Below are 15916 nucleotides of genomic sequence, written 5' to 3' on the forward strand. Positions count from 1 at the left end.
ACTCGAAACCCTGAACCCGAAACCCATAAGTAAAACTCGAACCGCCGCCACCTCTCTCAGGAGCCCTCGATGTCTACCAAACTCGCCACCAACCGCTACGGCAAATCCCGCGTCCGCGTCATCCGCCTCACCAAGCACGCTGGCCATCACGACCTCGACGAGTGGACCGTCCAGCTTCTCCTCACCGGCGACTTCGAAACCACGCACACACTCGGCGACAACTCCAAGATCCTCCCCACCGACACGATGAAGAACACCATCTACGTCGTCGCGCACGAGACCCAAGCCACCAGCATCGAAGGCTACGCGCAGGACCTCATCGACTACATCCTCACCCGCAACCCGCAGGTCTCCTCAGCCGAGTGCATCCTCCAATCGCATCTCTGGAAGCGCATGACCATCGACGGCCAGCCCTACCCTACCGCCTTCATGCACGGCTCCAACGAAGTCCAGACCACGCGCATCTCCCGCAAACAAAATGCCGCGTTCGAAATCACCTCCGGCCTCGACGGCCTCTTCGTCCTCAAGACCGCGCAGTCCGGCTTCACCGGTTTCATCAAGGACTCCCTCACCACGCTCCCCGAAACCACCGACCGCCTCTTCGGCACCGTCGTCAAAGCCGAATGGACCTACACCCCCGCCGCCATTGCCTCATCCATCGACTTCAACAAGGTCCGTACGCACCTCCGCGAAGCCATGCTCTCCACCTTTGCCCAACACAACTCCCTCAGCGTGCAGCAGACCCTCTACGCCATGGGCGAATCCGCCCTCGCGCACACCGACCTCATCGACAGCGTCTACATGCTCATGCCCAACAAGCACAACCTCCTCATCGACCTCGCCCGCTTCGACCGCACCAACCCCAACCACATCTTCGTCCCCACCGACGAACCCCACGGCACCATCGAAGCCACCATCACCCGCGCCTGACACAACTGAATCACCTGCGACACATCAGGCATCAACCATCACTGGACCACCCAAGAAGCGTAATCTTTGCGACACAACCACCCATGATGTGTCATCTCGACCGGAGCGAACAGCTTTATCGTTCGCGTAGTGGAGAGACCTGCGTTTAAGTACCACCACAACTGCTATGAGCGAACACCGCTATTACGTCTACATCATGGCCAGCCGTAGCCACACGCTCTACATCGGATTCACCTCCGACATCGAAGTCCGCGTCCGCCAACACAAAGCAGGAACCCACGAAGGCTTCTCAAAGACCTACCACTGCACCCGACTCGTCTATCTCGAGCGTTTCGCCTTCGTAGAAAACGCCATCGCCCGCGAAAAGCAACTCAAGCGCTGGTCCCGCACCAAAAAACTAGCGCTCATCGAATCCCAAAATCCAACGTGGCTAGACCTCAGCGAAGACTGGGGCAAACCCATCCCCCTCTTCCGCGAACCGGCTACACCCACGGCGGACTAACCGTACGTCTCGCGATAAACCTGCAAGACCTGGGTAGAGGTGCGACTTCATAGGAATTTTTGCCCCCTTTACAGATGTGTCATCTCGACCGAAGCGAAGCGCAGTGGAGAGACCTGCGTTTAGAACCAACACGACATCCAGCCCTGCCATGACAAGATAGAAGTTGCGATGCCCGACTCATCCACAACCCGCGCTGCCCGCATCATCGCCCGCTGCCGCGAGCTCGCGCGCATCACCGACGTCTCCAACGAGACCACGCGCCTCTTCCTCTCGCCCGCCACACGCGACGCCCACACGCTCCTCCAATGGTGGTTCCGTCAGGCGCACCTCACCACCCGCACCGACGACACCGGCTCCCTCCGCGCTGTCCGTCGTTCTGCAAAAGAAGACGCACCCACCCTCATCCTCTTCTCCCACATCGACACCGTCCCCAACGCCGGCGCCTTCGACGGCCCACTCGGTATCCTCATCGCGCTAGCCGCCATTGAAGAGCTCCACGCCACCCCACTCCCCTTCGCCATCGAGCTCATCGCCTTCAGTGAAGAAGAGGGCGTCCGCTTCAGCTTCCCCTTCCTCTCCTCACTCGCCGCCACCGGCCAGCTCACCGCCGCCGACCTCGCCCGCACCGACGCCAACGGCATCACCATTGCACAAGCCATCACAAACTTCGGTCTCGACCCCAACCGCATCGCCGAAACCTGCCCACTCCCCCCCAACACCTTCGCCGCCATCGAAGTCCACATCGAGCAGGGCCCCGTCCTCGAAGCCGACGACGCCTCCCTCGCCGTCGTAGAAGCCATCGTCGGCCAATCGCGCTTCGCCCTCACCTTCACCGGCCACGCCAACCACGCCGGCACCACACCCATGGCCCTGCGCCACGACGCCCTCGTCGCAGCCGCCACCTTCATCGCGGAGACCAGCACCTACGCCGCCAACTACAAGCAGCTCGTCGCCACCGTCGGCCACATTGAAGCCCTGCCCGGAGCCGTCAACGTCGTCCCCGGCACCGTCCGCCTCACGCTCGACGTCCGCCACCCCCGCGACGAGTCCCGCCACGCCGCCGTCGCCCATCTGCTCACGCGCGCCGAAGCCGCCGCCCACCTCCACGGCTGCACCGTCGCCGCCACCCTCACCTCCGAGCAAAAGGCCGTCCCCATGGACCGCGCCCTTACCGTCCATCTCCATCAGGCAGCCGAGCGCACCGGCCACGACGCAAAATCCCTCTTCTCTGGCGCCGGCCACGACGCCATGATCCTCGCCCCGCACGTCCCCACCACCATGCTCTTCCTCCGTTCCCCCGGCGGCCTTTCGCACCACCCCGGCGAAACCGTCCGCGAACAGGACGTAGAAGCCGCCCTCGCGACTCTCCTCAACCTCCTGCTCCACCTCCACCCCCACACCTGATCTTTCTACTCCCTATTCCCTGCCTCACCGTTACCTTCGGCATCTCGCACACCAGCCCATCCCAGCGAGAATCGTCCTGTCTCCCATAGAATCACTGCACATGTTCAACCTCGGCCAAACCCGCAGCGCCAACCAGCGCGACCACCTGCTGCTCACACCGGATACCTTCATCCGGACGCCTTTGCCCGGCCTCACCAACGGCCTCGCCATCGTGCACGTCGCCCCCGCTGCAGGCGCAGCGTTCACGCAGATGACTATCGAGCTAGCCCCTGGCGGCACGCTCACGCAAGGCCCCACGCAGCGGCTCCTTTACGTCCTCGAAGGCAAGCTCTCGCTCTCGGTAGAAGGCTCGCGTAAGCTGCACAAGCTCGCCCCGGCGGCTACGCCTACATCCCCACCGACCACACGCACACCCTCACAGCCCTCACAACCGCCCGCGTCGTTGTCATCGACAAACCCTTCCTCCCGCTCGACTCCGAACCTAACCCCGAGTTCCTCATCGGCCGCGAGCAGTACCTCCCCGCCACGCCGCTCAACGGCGACCCCGACCTCCTCGTCCGCTCGCTGCTGCCCGCATCCCTCGCCTTCGACTTCGCCTGCAACACCATGACCTACGCCCCCGGCGCGGCGCTCTCGCAGGTCGAGGTCCACTACATGGAGCACGGCCTTCTTATGCTTTCGGGCGGCGGCATCTACCGCCTCGGCGACAGCTGGTATCCCACCACCGCAGGCGACTTCATCTGGATGGCACCCTACTGCCCACAGTGGTTCGGCGCCATCGGCAAGCAGCCCGCAAAATATCTCATCTACAAAGACTTCAACAGACACACTCTGTAAACAGCTTTTAGCGGTACCTCATTGGATGCGTTTGCTTCACAAATGTGTCATCTCGACCGAAGCATCGCGGCTTCATCGCGATGCGCAGCGGAGAGACCTGCATTTTGCCCCAGCGATGCGCAGCAGGCGCGAGCGTACCCCGGAGGGAGCAGGGGGCTTTAGCCCCGGAGACACTCTCCGTACTACCATCAACATCATGCAAGTCACCATCAACTCCGAGCGTCTCCTCAACGAGCTCCACCACCTCGCCACGCTCACCGACTGCCCACCCGCCACCGACCCCAGCTTCCCCGCACCCGCCGTCGCCGTCACGCGTATCGTCTTCACCCCGCGCGACCTCGAAGCCCGCGCCTGGCTCATCTCTCTCGCTCAAGCAGCCGGCTTCCAAACTCGCGTCGACCCCGTCGGCAACATCTTCATCCGCTGGCCGGGCTCCGACGAGGGCCTCGGCGTCGTTGGCACCGGCTCACACACCGACGCCATCCCCCACGCCGGCATGTACGACGGCACCGTAGGCGTCCTCGGCGGCCTCGAAGCCCTGCGCTCGCTCAAAGAGTACGGCTTTATCCCCAAGCGCACCCTAGAACTCCTCATGTTCACCAGCGAAGAGCCCACCCGCTTCGGCATCGGCTGCCTCGGCTCGCGCCTCCTCGGCGGCGTCCTCTCACCCGCCAAAGCCGACGCCCTCCCCGACCTCATCTCCGAAACAGAGCTGGGTGCTCCATCCACCACAAAGCCGGGTGCCCCATCTTCGCCTGCAGCTTCATCGCAGGCTAAGGTGGGCTCACACGACGCCCGCCTCACCCTCCACGACGTCCGCACCGCTGCCGGCTTCACCGGCCCGCTCACCGACGTCCCACTCCCCATCGGCTACTACCACGCCTGGGTCGAGCTCCACATCGAACAGGGCCCACTCCTCGAACGCGAAATGAAAGAGAGCGCTTTGAAGGAGACGGGATCGGTTTTGAAGGGGACGGGCTTCAGCCCATCCGGAGGGAGCAGGGGCCTTCAGGCCCCTGAAAAGTCCACCCATGAAGACGGGGCTTTAGCCCCGGAGGAAAGCAAGACCATCCTCGGCATCGTCACCCACATCGCCGCCCCGGCCAGCTACCGCTTCATCGTCGAAGGCCACGGAGGCCACGCCGGCGCTCTCCTCATGCCCGACCGCCGCGACGCCCTCACCGCCGCCTCCGAGATCATCCTCTCCGTCGAACGCCACACCCTCGCCGCCAACGCCGAAGCCAAGCTCACCGGCGAATCCGGCGTAGACTCCGTCGCCACCGTCGGCGCCATCAACGTCCATCCCGGCGCCGTCAACTCGGTCCCGTCGCGCGTCACCCTCATGCTCGACATCCGCGACACCGACCCCGAGCGTCGCGAGCACACCATGTCCGCCCTCCGCGCCGACATCGCAGAAATCCAGTCCCGCCGCGGCGTCCGCATCACCGAAGAGCGTATTAACGCCGACACCCCCGCCATCAGCGCCGACCACCTCGTCTCCACCCTCACCGCCCTCTGCGACGACGAGCACATCCCTTACAAGAAGATGGTCTCCCGCGCCTACCACGACACCAACTTCATGGCCCGTATCGCCCCCGTCGCCATGCTCTTCATCCCCTGCCGCAACGGCGTCTCCCACCGCCCCGACGAGTACGCCACCCCCGAGTCCATCACCCTCGGCACCCGCATCCTCGCCCGCGCCCTCGCCCAGCTAGCCAACGAGTAGCCCAACGAACCACAATCCCCCCTACCAACAAACCATAACCCCCATAAACCCACCCAGGAAGTGTCATCTCGACCGAAGCATCGCGGCTTCATCGCGATGCGTAGCGGAGAGACCTGCGTCTACCGCAGCAAGCGCCGCAGGCGCGAGCGTACACCGCCCACCTATCGTCACTGGCACAACCCCTCAATCTAAGCGACACTCAACTAGCACTTACCACTCTCCACTTATCACTACCCCTCATGATCCAATCCATCAATCCGGCCACCAACGAGCTCCTCAAGACCTTCCCCGCGCTCACTCCCGAGCAGCTTGAGCTCCGCCTCTCTCTCGCCGCCGACGCCGCCCGCACCTACCCGCAGCTCCGTCTCGACCAGCGCATGTTCTGGATGCGCCGTCTCGCCATGCTCCTCGAGTCCGACACCGACGAGCTCGCCGCCACCATGACCGCCGAGATGGGCAAGACCCTCACCGCCGCCCGCGAAGAGATCGCCAAATGCATCACCGCCTGCCGCTTCTACGCCGAGAACGCCGCAAGCCTCCTCGCCCCCGAGCACGTCGCCACCCAGCACGCCGAGTCCTACGTCCGCTACGACCCCCTCGGCGTCATCCTCGCCATCATGCCCTGGAACTTCCCTCTGTGGCAGGTCTTCCGCTTCCTCGCACCAGCGCTCATGGCGGGCAACGTCGCGCTCCTCAAGCACGCACCCAGCGTCCCGCAGTGCGCCCTCGCGATTGAAACCCTCGTCCGCCGTGCCGGCTTCCCCCGCGGCAGCTTCCAAACGCTCCTCATCGAAACCGAGCAGGTCGAAGCCGTCATCGCCGACCCGCGCATCGCCGCCATCACCCTCACCGGCTCCGAGGTCGCGGGCCGCGCCGTCGCCGCCCAGGCCGGCTGGTTCCTCAAGAAAACCGTCCTCGAGCTCGGCGGCTCCGACCCCTTCCTCGTCATGCGCTCGGCCGACATCATCACCGCCGTCGACACCGCCGTCCGCGCCCGCTGCCAGAACAACGGCCAGTCCTGCATTGCCGCCAAGCGCTTCATCCTCCACGACTCCATCTACGAGCCCTTCACCCGCCGCTTCACCGCCGCCATGGCCGCCCAGCGCGTCGGCGACCCCACGCAGCCCACCACCCAGCTCGGCCCGCTCGCCGCACCCCGCTTCCTCGAAACGCTTCTCACCCAGATCGAAGCCTGCAAGGCCGCCGGCGGCACCGTCCTCACCGGCGGCGAGCGCCTGCATCTCCCAGAACCGTTAGCCTCGGGAAACTTCGTCCAACCCACCGTCATCGCCGGCGTCCCACCCACCGCCGACATCGTCAAGCAGGAGACCTTCGGCCCGCTCGCCCTGCTCTTCAAAGTCTCCTCCATCGAAGAGGCCATCACCCTCGCCAACGACACCCCCTACGGCCTCGGCGCCAGCGTCTGGACCAACGACCTCACCGAGCAGCAGCGCTTCGTCTCCGACCTCCAGTGCGGCGCCGTCTTCGTCAACGCCCTCGTCGCCAGCGACCCCCGCCTCCCCTTCGGCGGCATCAAAAAGAGCGGCTACGGCCGCGAGCTGGCAGCCGCCGGCATGAAGGAGTTCATGAACGCCAAAACCGTCATCGTAGCCGAACGCCCCGGCACCCTCCGCCCCCAACCCACCCTCTTCGAAGACTAGCCACCAACTCACCCTCCTCGGAAACCAGGCCACCACCCCACACGCCTCGGGAACCTGGCCACCACCCCAGCTAAGATGTGTCATCTCGACCGAAGCCAAACGGCTCTATCGTTTGGCGCAGTGGAGAGACCCGCGTCTCTACCCATGCCGTGTCATCTCGACCGAAGCATCGCAGCTTCATCGCGATGCGTAGCGGAGAGACCTGCTTCTCTACCCACACCCTTCCCTTTGCAACGCAGCTCCTACGCCGTCGCCGCAACCGAACCCGCCCGCGTCTTCCTGCGCAACACCGCCGCCGAGATCACCGTAATCAGCAGGTCCACAGGAAACGGCTCAATAAACGTATAAAGCGAGTTCACCAGCGGGTTCTCATAAAGCTGCTGCGAATGCCGTATCGACGCCACCTTGGCCTGGATCGCCTCCGCTGTCCCGCCTGACGATTGCGCCTTCTCGACAAGGCGGGCAAAGTAGTTGTCCATCGACCCGTGCATGAAGTTGAAGTAAACAATCTCCCATGCGGCGACATACAGCACGCACGAGATCAGCGAGATGCCAAGGCCAATCGCAAAGCCACGCCCAAACGTAATCACTCCCCCAGCCTGATTGTCGCGATACGAGCGGATGCCGAAGAAGATCAGCAGCGCCACCAGAACGATGTCTGTATAGCCAACGACCATGCCCATATTGCCATGTTCGAAATATTTGAAAAAGGGCAGCATGGCAAGCATCATCAGGGAGGCAAGAATGCCGGAGATGAGGCCGAACGTGAGGATGGTCTTCTTCATGGGAGGCTCCTGAGGGTTAATCTGGAGATTACTTTGCAGCGCGGAGGCCACGATTGTCGTCATGCTTTCGGGTGATTTGGGGATGGACGAGGGAAATCATGCTTTGGAGTGAGAATTTAGAGTAATTTCCCTGTGACTGCGCCCAATCCTGGGGGATGCGAGTGACGTTTTTCGGGAATACCGGATAGGGGGCAGTTTGATGGGAACGACTCAAGTACGAAAAAACAACTCTTGGAGAACTTCATGTCCTCAGCTGTTAGCTTTAGGTGGTTGGTCAGCAGAAACGTATTTCTCACAACCGATACAGCCTCCTCTCGGATGCGGGGATTCATGTTTGTCCGCTCTCAGGCAAACTGCTTTAATAAAGACGCACTTTGAGGAAGCGCCTGATGCTTGTCGCACCAACTCCGGACAACGATGCGGAACGATTAGCGACCCTGCACTCGTACGGCATTCTCGATAGTCCGCCGGAACAGGGTTACGATGACGTGACGGCGCTGGCGACGTACTTTTGTGAGACCCCCTACTCCACCATCACCTTCGTCGATAGAGATCGCCAATGGTCTAAGTCCGAAGTTGGTTTTGGAACGAATGAGTCCAGTCGTTCGGATGGCTTTTGCGCCTACGCTATCTTTCGCCCGGAAACTCTGATCATCGAAGATACTCTTCTAGATCCGCGCTTCTCGAAGAATCCGCTCGTGTTGGACGGACCACAGATTCGTTTCTACGCCGGTGCCCCGATTATGGCTCCGAACGGTCACGTCCTCGGGATGGTTTGCGTCTTCGACAACAGGCCCCGTCAACTCTCTTCAGCGCAAATTGCAGCCCTTGAGTCACTGGCGAGGCAGGTTCAAGCATTGCTGGAGCAACGTAAAGCGGTAGCGCGCCTGGAAGCGGCGCTCGTGCTTTCAAAAAAGACTGAGCGGCATCTGGGTGAACTAGCCGCTATCGTGGACTCGTCGGATGACGCCATTCTGAGCAAAGATCTCAACGGGATCATTACAAGTTGGAATACGGGAGCAATCCGAATTTTGGGCTATAGCCCTGAAGAAATGATTGGGGCTTCGATTCTGAAGCTCATTCCCGAGGAATTTCACTCCGACGAAGCGATCATCATTGGAAAAATACGCGCAGGAGAACGTATCGAGCATTTCGAAACAGTGCGTCTCACGAAGGACGGACGGCGTCTGAATGTCTCAATCACCGTTTCGCCTATCAGAGACGATCATGGACGAGTGATTGGCGCCTCCAAAATCCTGCGTGACATCTCAGACCGAAAACGAATCGAAAGTTCGCTGCTGCAGTCCGAGAAGATCGCCGCTGCGGGGAGAATGGCTTCAACAATTGCGCATGAGGTCAACAACCCTCTCGAAGCCATCACGAACCTACTCTACCTTCTGCGGCCCTCGGTCACTGACTCTGCAGGAATCGAGTATCTTGCCACTGCCGAAAGCGAAATTGCGCGCGTCTCCCATATCGCCAAACAAACACTAGGCTTCTACCGCGAGCACACAGCCGCCGTTGCAACTTCACTTTCCGAACTGGTCCAACACGCCAGCACGATCTATGAACCACGTTGCGCGACTAACGGAATCACCATCGAAAAATCTCTCACCTCAACGAAGGCGCTGGTATTACGACGGGGAGAGATGATGCAAGTTGTCTCCAACTTGATCGCGAATTCAATATACGCAATGCCGTCGGGAGGCATGCTGTTCATTTCAGTTGGTGATGCTGACGGCGTGAATGGCGATCTGGTCGTAACCATCAGGGATACTGGAGTTGGAATTGCACCTAAAGACATGCCCTCGGTCTTCGAGGCCTTTTATACGACCCGCAGTACGATCGGGACCGGGATTGGCTTATTTGTCGCAAAGCAGTTCGTCGAGGGGCACGGTGGCCGGATTGAGATTGAAAGCAACCAAAGCGCGGACAGGCACGGAACGACCGTTCGCATTCATCTGCCACGAGTAACGTTGTATGACATTGCTCGTGGACAGTGATTATGGCAAGCTTTGACGATGCTGAACGCGGGATGGCGGAATGATAGATACCTACAGGTCGGCTTATCGGTACTGATGGCAAAGAGAATGTGTTGTCCGCGGTAAACGACGTTCCAGCAACCTCCAGCTCGAACACTTCACACCGACTGCGAGACAGCTCTACGGGAGCAGTCCTAACTGCTTGCCGAGCTGCACCGCCTGCGTCCGGCGTCGCGCACCCAGCTTGTCGAAGGCGCGGCTGCAATGGGTCTTGACGGTATTCTCGCTGACGAAGAGCCGCCCGGCGATTTCGCGGTTGCTTAGGCCTTGCGCGATGAGGCTGAGGATCTCGAGCTCACGGGGCGTAATCCCCAGCACATCGAGCTGTCCCTGGTTCACCGCAAAAGAGACCGGCGCTTCGGCAGGAACCAGTACCTCGCGCAGCACGACTTTCTCGCGGGGCTTGGTCAGCTTGATCCCCAACCAAATCCCGAAGCCAGCGAAGATGACGGCAACAAGAGCCCCATAAATCTCCAGCGAGTGCTCGATGACCAGGAACTGATACTCCGACCAGCGCAGGACAGCGATCAGCACGCCACCAACGAACCCCAAAAGCAGGACATGGCCAAGGACGGGGCTGAGAACAGGACGCTTCATGCTTATTGGCTGGATTTTACTGCGCCATCCAATCCCAGCGGACAGGAGCGTGCCTTCTTAAATCCTGTCAAGCGCTCAATCCCATAACCCCCACATTCCAAACCACATCCAGAAACACATTCCCCCACCTCAAACCCCTAAAATAGAAGTAGGAACAAACTGGCTCACTGGATAACTGGCAAACTGGCAACTGAAGCCGTAAACCCGCCCCAGCCCGCTCTATCCCCTGTCCTCTATCCCCTTTGCTAGCAATATCATACCCGCAACCATCTAAAGAATCAGCCACTTACCCCCGGGATCACCCGGTAAGTCGCTGATTCCACTGGATACCACCACTACATGGGGGAGGGGGAGGGGGTACCTACTTCGCCGGCGCCTCAACCCGCAGCGTCTTCAGCACCAGCTCCGACAGCGAGCTTCGCCGCTCAAAGCGTCCCGCTGCCCGCGTCACATACCGAACCACGAGCTCCGCGCCGCTGCCCGCCGGCCGCACATTCACCGCCGGCTCAGCCGAGAACTGGCTCAGCCCCCGCTGCCGCGACACCTGCGCCCACTCCGCCTCCGCCGCCTTGGCGTCCTCAGCCGTCGCCTCGGTCACCGTCTTCAGCACCCGGCCCATCGTCGCGGCCACATCCTGGTCCACCGGAACCGTCACCGTAAACTCGTCCCACAACCACTGCCCAGAAGTCGAGAAGTTGAAGTACTGCCCACTGATCGCATACTTGTTGTTGAACGCCACCCGCCGCCCCGTCGGGTGCCCCGCCGACGCCCAGTTCCCCGTCTCCAGCAGCGTCGTTCGAAACACGCCAATCTCAACCACCTCTCCCGAAACGCCGTTGATCTCCACCGCATCGCCGACGCCAACGCCGCTCTTACCCATCAGGATGAACCACCCCACAAACGCCAGGATGAAGTCCTGCAATGCCACCGTCAACCCAGCTGTCACCAGCCCAATCACCGTCGACAACTGGCTCGGCGAACCAAACACCACCATCAGGATAGCCAGCAACATCACGCCCTGAACGCTCAACCGAGCAATCCAGCTCAGCGTCCGCGCCCTTCGCCGGTCGGCCGTCTCACGCTCCGCAATCCGCCGCGCCAGCGCACTCAGCACGATCCCTATAATCAGGATCACCAGCACGATCATCACCTGCACCACAATCAGGTGCGCCACAATCCGGTGCTGCAGCGTAAGCTGCGTCGCCCACCGCCCATACACATCGGCCAGCCGGTTCTCGGTCGCTATGCGGTCGTCATACAGCGTCACTAGCTCACGCTGCAGAGCCATCCGCTTCAACCCGGTCAACCGGTCGGAGCTCGCCATCGTCCCCGCATTCGCAGCCGCGCTGTTGCCGCTCGTCGTGGCCGCCTGCTCCAACGCATTGTGCTGAGTCGTCAGGTTCGCGGCATCGCTCTGCGCCGCTGCCTGCGCCTGCAGCACCAGCGCATAGCGGTTGTTCTGGCTGCGCCACGCCGTAACCAGCCCCGACAGCGTCCGGTACCGCGACACCGCGAGCACCGCCACCTGCCCATTGCCCACGCCACCCGCCGCGTCATACTGCTTCATCGACGCCTCGCGCGCCGTCAGTTCCTGCTGGATCGCGCCGCGCTCATCGCCGCTCGCCCGCGCCAGGTCGCCCTTCGCATCGTCCAGCTGGTCCTGGTCGAGCCCCAGCTGCGCCTTCGCAATGTCCTCGTCATCGCTGCCCTTCGCCACACTGTTCAGCGCCACCTGATCGCTCGCCACCAGCGCCGTCAGCTGCGTCACCTTCTTCTGTAGCTCCAGCGCCTCGCCCGTCAGCGTCCGCTGCTTTAGGTTCTGCTCGCGCAACGCCGTCGCGAACGCCTGGTCCACCTCATGGTCTGCCAGGCGCTCCGCCTGCCGCGCAAACGTCAACTCCTCCTGAGACACGGCCAGCGCCGCCAGCGTCTGCGCCGTCTTCCACGGAGTCTCATCCACCAGGGTCTTCTCCTGGCCGCGCATCCCCTTGCGCAGGAACGGGAGGTCCGCCATCGCATCGTTCGTCCGCCATGCAATCGCCAGCCCAATCCCCAGCGCCACCAACAACACCGTCAACGTCGTCCGCGCAAACTTGCCCAGCAGCGGCGACTCCGTCCCCCCACCCTGCACAGTATTCCTGCCCCGAGAACCCTTCATCGTTCCATTTTCGCACTCTCTCGCTTTACAGCCGTTAACAGGGCAAGGACGCAGCCCTCAAAGCCGCGCCCTCACCTTGCTACTTCCTATTTCCTACTCACTACTTCCTGCTTTTAGAAGTTGAACGAAGCCGACAGCTGCACGCGCCGAACAGCATCGTTGGTGGTAAACAGTGATCCAGCCAATCCTGTCAGCTGTCCAAAGCTTGGCGAGCTCAACGTGCCGTTAGGCGCGGCGCGGTCCACTACGTTGAACAGGTTCTGGAACTGCACCGCTAGCACCAGGTTGTACTTCCGGCCGCTGGAGACGCCGCCATGGAATCCGCCACCGCCACCACCGCCGCGATGACCACCACCGCCCGGCCCGCCACTACCCGGAGGAGGACCGCCCTGGCCAGGACCGCGGCCCTGCTCAACACCAGCCACGCCCTTCTTCTGCCCGAAACCGATCGTCTTACTGATACGCACGTTCGTCGTAAACGACGCCGGCCCCGTGCAATAGTTCGTCGGAATCTGCGCGTACGGCGCGCCGGGGCTCTTGCCTGGATCGACGAAGGTGCCGCAGCCCGCAAATGTCTTTGCCCCCGGCGTACCAGCCGTCGCAAAGATGGGGCGCGTGTTGTTCGTCAGGTAGCCGAAGTTATCTTCACCCGTCGTGATGTTTACTGGCGTTCCCGAGCGCGCCGCCACCAGCGGCGAGACCGAGATCAGGTGCGGGAAGTTGAAGCTGCCGAACAAAAACAGCTGGTTCTTGATGTCAAAGCTCGCGCGACCGAAATCTGCACCAATGTTGTAAGGGTCCGTGGGCTGGCTGCTCACGCCCGCCGTATCCGACTTCGTATCGAAGTTGATCACATAGAAGCTCGACAGCGACCAACGGGCCGAACCGCGGTAATTGAAGTTCGTAATGAACTGGTTCTGCCGATAGTAGCCCTCGGTCAAATATGTGTTTTTGATCGGCGCGTTCGGGTCTGTCACATCCGCTGCTGCATTCAGGTTGGCATTCAACAACTGATGAATGCCGACCACATGCTGATAGTTGAACGAGACCGTCGCATACTTGAACGGCTGAATGTCGGCTCCCAGGTTCGTCTGCTCCTGGTAAGGCGAGCGATAGTTCCTCGAGAAGTTCGCCTTCGTCTGCACCTCTTGCGTCTGCACATGGCCCGCAGTCGGCGTCGCGCCGCAACCAGTCACCACCGTCGTGGAGCAGGTAGAACCAGCCGCATTGCTGAACGGTACGTTCGTTGTCGTCGATGGCACTTGGTTCGTGCCGTTCTCCTGCACCGTGTCCAACTGGTTGCCCAGGGCCAGGCGGTCATAGAACAAACCAAATCCCGCGCGCACCACTACAGCCGGCCCACCGCTCTTCTTCTTGCCTACGCCGTAGGCCAGCGCCACACGCGGTGCAAAGTCTGCCTTGTCATGGATGAAGTTTTGCGTCTCATATCGAACACCGTAGCTGAATGTCACATTCGGCTTCGGCTTCCAATCATCCTCTGCATACAGGCCTGCATCCACGGTCGTGGCCTTGGTTGTCGGCTGGTTGTAAGTCACAATCGAGAATTGGCTCGGCGTGCCGTTGATGTAGTTCTGCAGCGCTGTCGCTGTCGCAGTACTCAGGAACGTGAAAGAGCCATTTGAGTTTGCATTGGTCGTATTCGTATCAAACGTCTGCCGCACGCGCCCGCCAAACCGGATAAAGTTGTGCGCCAATGCAATGGACGTGTAGTTCTGGTACTCGAAGTGGTTCTGCACATCTTTCGTCGTCCCTGTGCTGGCATCGCCGCCTGTCACAAAGCCACCGGCAACGGAAAGTTGCGGCGTCGTATTCAAGGGCGTATCCGCCGTTGAGCTGCGCTGCCACTCAAAGTGGATCTCGTTGATGACCTTCTGCGAAAGTGTCGCATTTTCGCTGATCTGGACGTCCTGCTCGCCTTGCGTCGCCGTATAAGCGTTATCAGGCAACTGGATTCCACCGATGCCCTGATTATTCAGCGTTGCATGTTCGTCGCGATACCGCATCGTCAAAGTATTGTTTGCGCCCAATGCCAGATCCACGCGCGGACTCACGTCATAACGCGTCTGCGGAGCGGCAACCGCCGCCGTATATTGAAGGAAGTTCAGTGTCTCGCAACCCGTCGTCTGTCCCGGCGCGCACGGTGTTCCTGGGTTCGCAATCTCCGAGTAGAGAGACTCCGGATCGATGATCGAGTTGTTCTGAATATCGCGGTACTGGCCGCCAAACGTGAACGACGAGTTCTTATTGATCGGCCCGCTGATCTGTCCGTTCAGCAAGAACGTGTGGTACGCCGGTTGTGGCACACCCGCCTGCACGATCGGGCTGCCCGTATTCAATGCATTGTCATTCGCGTTGAACTGAAAGCCGCCGTGAAACTGGTCCGAGCCCGGCTTCGTGAAGATCTCCACGCGCCCGAAGCCCGGCTTGTCATACTGTGCCGAGAACGGGTTCTGGTTGATGCGGATCTCGCGGATCGACTGCTTCGGCGGCAACTGTCCACCCGTAAAGCCATCGATGTAGAACTGCGCTCCATTCGGTCCTGCCGCCGGTCCGGCCAGCGCCTCCAACTCGCTCTGCAGATCGTCCGGGTCGTCCGACAGTGCATCCAGGTCCTTGCCTGCCAGCACTGTCGCACTGGCATTGCTGTCCGGATCAACGGACAACTGCGCCGCCGTGTCATCCACGTTGATCGTCACGTCTGTGCCCACCTGCATCTTCACGTCGAACGTCTGTCCCGCCACGCCTGGCAGCACCTTCATGTTCAGCGCCGAGTACGTCGCAAACCCCGGCATCTGCACCACCAGCGTGTACGTCCCCGGAGGCACCGTCAAGCTGTACGTGCCATCGCTGCCCGAGCTCATCTGCTTCGCCGCCGCTCCCTTGCTCGGCGTCAGCGTCACCTTCGCGCCCGGAATCAGCGACCCATCCGGATCGACCACCGTGCCATGCACGCGCGTTCCCGCACTCGCCGGTGCTGCTTGCGCGGTCGCCATCGGGACTGCGGCAGCCGTCTGGGCCGCCATCGTCATCGCCCCCGGCGCCAGCCCTATAGCAGCGGCTGTCGTGTAAATCCACATCTTCATCGTCTGCTTACGCAAAAACATTGTCTCTCCTAATAGCTATCTCACTAGCAGTTGCACGGCCTGCACCGGCTCCCACCGACAGAACTTTCCTTACGCCTCGTGCACGTGTTACGAGGCCCACTTCTCTGCACTCATCTCGATCCGCCTTCCAGCGCCCGGAGGGCTTCTTT

11 protein-coding genes are annotated in these 15916 nt (G+C 61.3%); 7 read left to right on the top strand and 4 right to left on the bottom strand.

The features are described 5' to 3' along the window. Positions 1–69 precede the first annotated feature (69 nt). The 6 genes from pucL to GOB94_RS05415 all read left to right on the top strand — a co-directional run bounded on the left by pucL (position 70) and on the right by GOB94_RS05415 (position 7060). The gene (gene pucL / locus GOB94_RS05390) at positions 70–930 is read left to right on the top strand and encodes a factor-independent urate hydroxylase (protein ID WP_182277839.1); all 861 of its coding nucleotides are present in this window, start codon (positions 70–72) and stop codon (positions 928–930) included. 166 nt (positions 931–1096) lie between these two features. Then, on the top strand, positions 1097–1432 hold the full coding sequence (locus GOB94_RS05395) for a GIY-YIG nuclease family protein (protein WP_182277840.1): 336 nt from the start codon (positions 1097–1099) through the stop codon (positions 1430–1432). A 168-nt stretch (positions 1433–1600) separates the two neighbouring features. After that, complete coding sequence (locus GOB94_RS05400) at positions 1601–2836, top strand: allantoate amidohydrolase (protein ID WP_182277841.1); 1236 nt, start codon at positions 1601–1603, stop codon at positions 2834–2836. A gap of 390 nt (positions 2837–3226) precedes the next feature. Further along, the gene (gene allE, locus GOB94_RS16800; protein ID WP_255484389.1) at positions 3227–3673 is read left to right on the top strand and encodes a (S)-ureidoglycine aminohydrolase; all 447 of its coding nucleotides are present in this window, start codon (positions 3227–3229) and stop codon (positions 3671–3673) included. Positions 3674–3869: 196 nt separating this feature from the next. Continuing rightward, positions 3870–5399, top strand: a complete 1530-nt coding sequence (locus GOB94_RS05410) for a M20 family metallo-hydrolase (RefSeq protein ID WP_182277842.1) — start codon at positions 3870–3872, stop codon at positions 5397–5399. Between the two features lie 239 nt (positions 5400–5638). After that, entirely contained in the window at positions 5639–7060 is a 1422-nt protein-coding gene (locus tag GOB94_RS05415) for an NAD-dependent succinate-semialdehyde dehydrogenase (protein WP_182277843.1), read from the top strand. 242 nt (positions 7061–7302) lie between these two features. Here the strand turns inward: GOB94_RS05415 and GOB94_RS05420 are convergent, their stop codons facing one another. Further along, complete coding sequence (locus GOB94_RS05420; RefSeq protein WP_182277844.1) at positions 7303–7845, bottom strand: DUF4199 domain-containing protein; 543 nt, start codon at positions 7843–7845, stop codon at positions 7303–7305. A gap of 389 nt (positions 7846–8234) precedes the next feature. On the opposite strand from GOB94_RS05420, the gene GOB94_RS05425 reads away from it, so the two are divergent. Beyond that, positions 8235–9848, top strand: a complete 1614-nt coding sequence (locus tag GOB94_RS05425) for a sensor histidine kinase (protein ID WP_182277845.1) — start codon at positions 8235–8237, stop codon at positions 9846–9848. Between the two features lie 159 nt (positions 9849–10007). Here GOB94_RS05425 and GOB94_RS16805 read toward each other — a convergent pair whose 3' ends face one another. The 3 genes from GOB94_RS16805 to GOB94_RS05440 form a co-directional block, all read right to left on the bottom strand. Further along, positions 10008–10484, bottom strand: coding sequence for a response regulator transcription factor (locus GOB94_RS16805; protein ID WP_255484254.1), 477 nt, complete (start codon positions 10482–10484; stop codon positions 10008–10010). A 361-nt stretch (positions 10485–10845) separates the two neighbouring features. Then, entirely contained in the window at positions 10846–12642 is a 1797-nt protein-coding gene (locus GOB94_RS05435) for a mechanosensitive ion channel domain-containing protein (protein ID WP_182277846.1), read from the bottom strand. 113 nt (positions 12643–12755) lie between these two features. After that, on the bottom strand, positions 12756–15767 hold the full coding sequence (locus GOB94_RS05440) for a TonB-dependent receptor (protein WP_182277847.1): 3012 nt from the start codon (positions 15765–15767) through the stop codon (positions 12756–12758). Positions 15768–15916 lie beyond the last annotated feature (149 nt).

This window comes from Granulicella sp. 5B5 (genome assembly GCF_014083945.1).
GTDB lineage: Bacteria > Acidobacteriota > Terriglobia > Terriglobales > Acidobacteriaceae > Granulicella.

Excerpts from the sequence above, each read along its gene's own strand:
- pucL (WP_182277839.1), top strand. The coding sequence starts at position 70 with ATGTCTACCAAACTCGCCACCAACCGCTACGGCAAATCCCGCGTCCGC.
- GOB94_RS05415 (WP_182277843.1), top strand. The coding sequence starts at position 5,639 with ATGATCCAATCCATCAATCCGGCCACCAACGAGCTCCTCAAGACCTTC.
- GOB94_RS05395 (WP_182277840.1), top strand. The coding sequence starts at position 1,097 with ATGAGCGAACACCGCTATTACGTCTACATCATGGCCAGCCGTAGCCAC.
- GOB94_RS05425 (WP_182277845.1), top strand. The coding sequence starts at position 8,235 with ATGCTTGTCGCACCAACTCCGGACAACGATGCGGAACGATTAGCGACC.
- GOB94_RS05420 (WP_182277844.1), bottom strand. The coding sequence starts at position 7,845 with ATGAAGAAGACCATCCTCACGTTCGGCCTCATCTCCGGCATTCTTGCC.
- GOB94_RS05440 (WP_182277847.1), bottom strand. The coding sequence starts at position 15,767 with ATGTTTTTGCGTAAGCAGACGATGAAGATGTGGATTTACACGACAGCC.
- GOB94_RS05435 (WP_182277846.1), bottom strand. The coding sequence starts at position 12,642 with ATGAAGGGTTCTCGGGGCAGGAATACTGTGCAGGGTGGGGGGACGGAG.
- GOB94_RS05410 (WP_182277842.1), top strand. The coding sequence starts at position 3,870 with ATGCAAGTCACCATCAACTCCGAGCGTCTCCTCAACGAGCTCCACCAC.
- GOB94_RS16805 (WP_255484254.1), bottom strand. The coding sequence starts at position 10,484 with ATGAAGCGTCCTGTTCTCAGCCCCGTCCTTGGCCATGTCCTGCTTTTG.
- GOB94_RS05400 (WP_182277841.1), top strand. The coding sequence starts at position 1,601 with ATGCCCGACTCATCCACAACCCGCGCTGCCCGCATCATCGCCCGCTGC.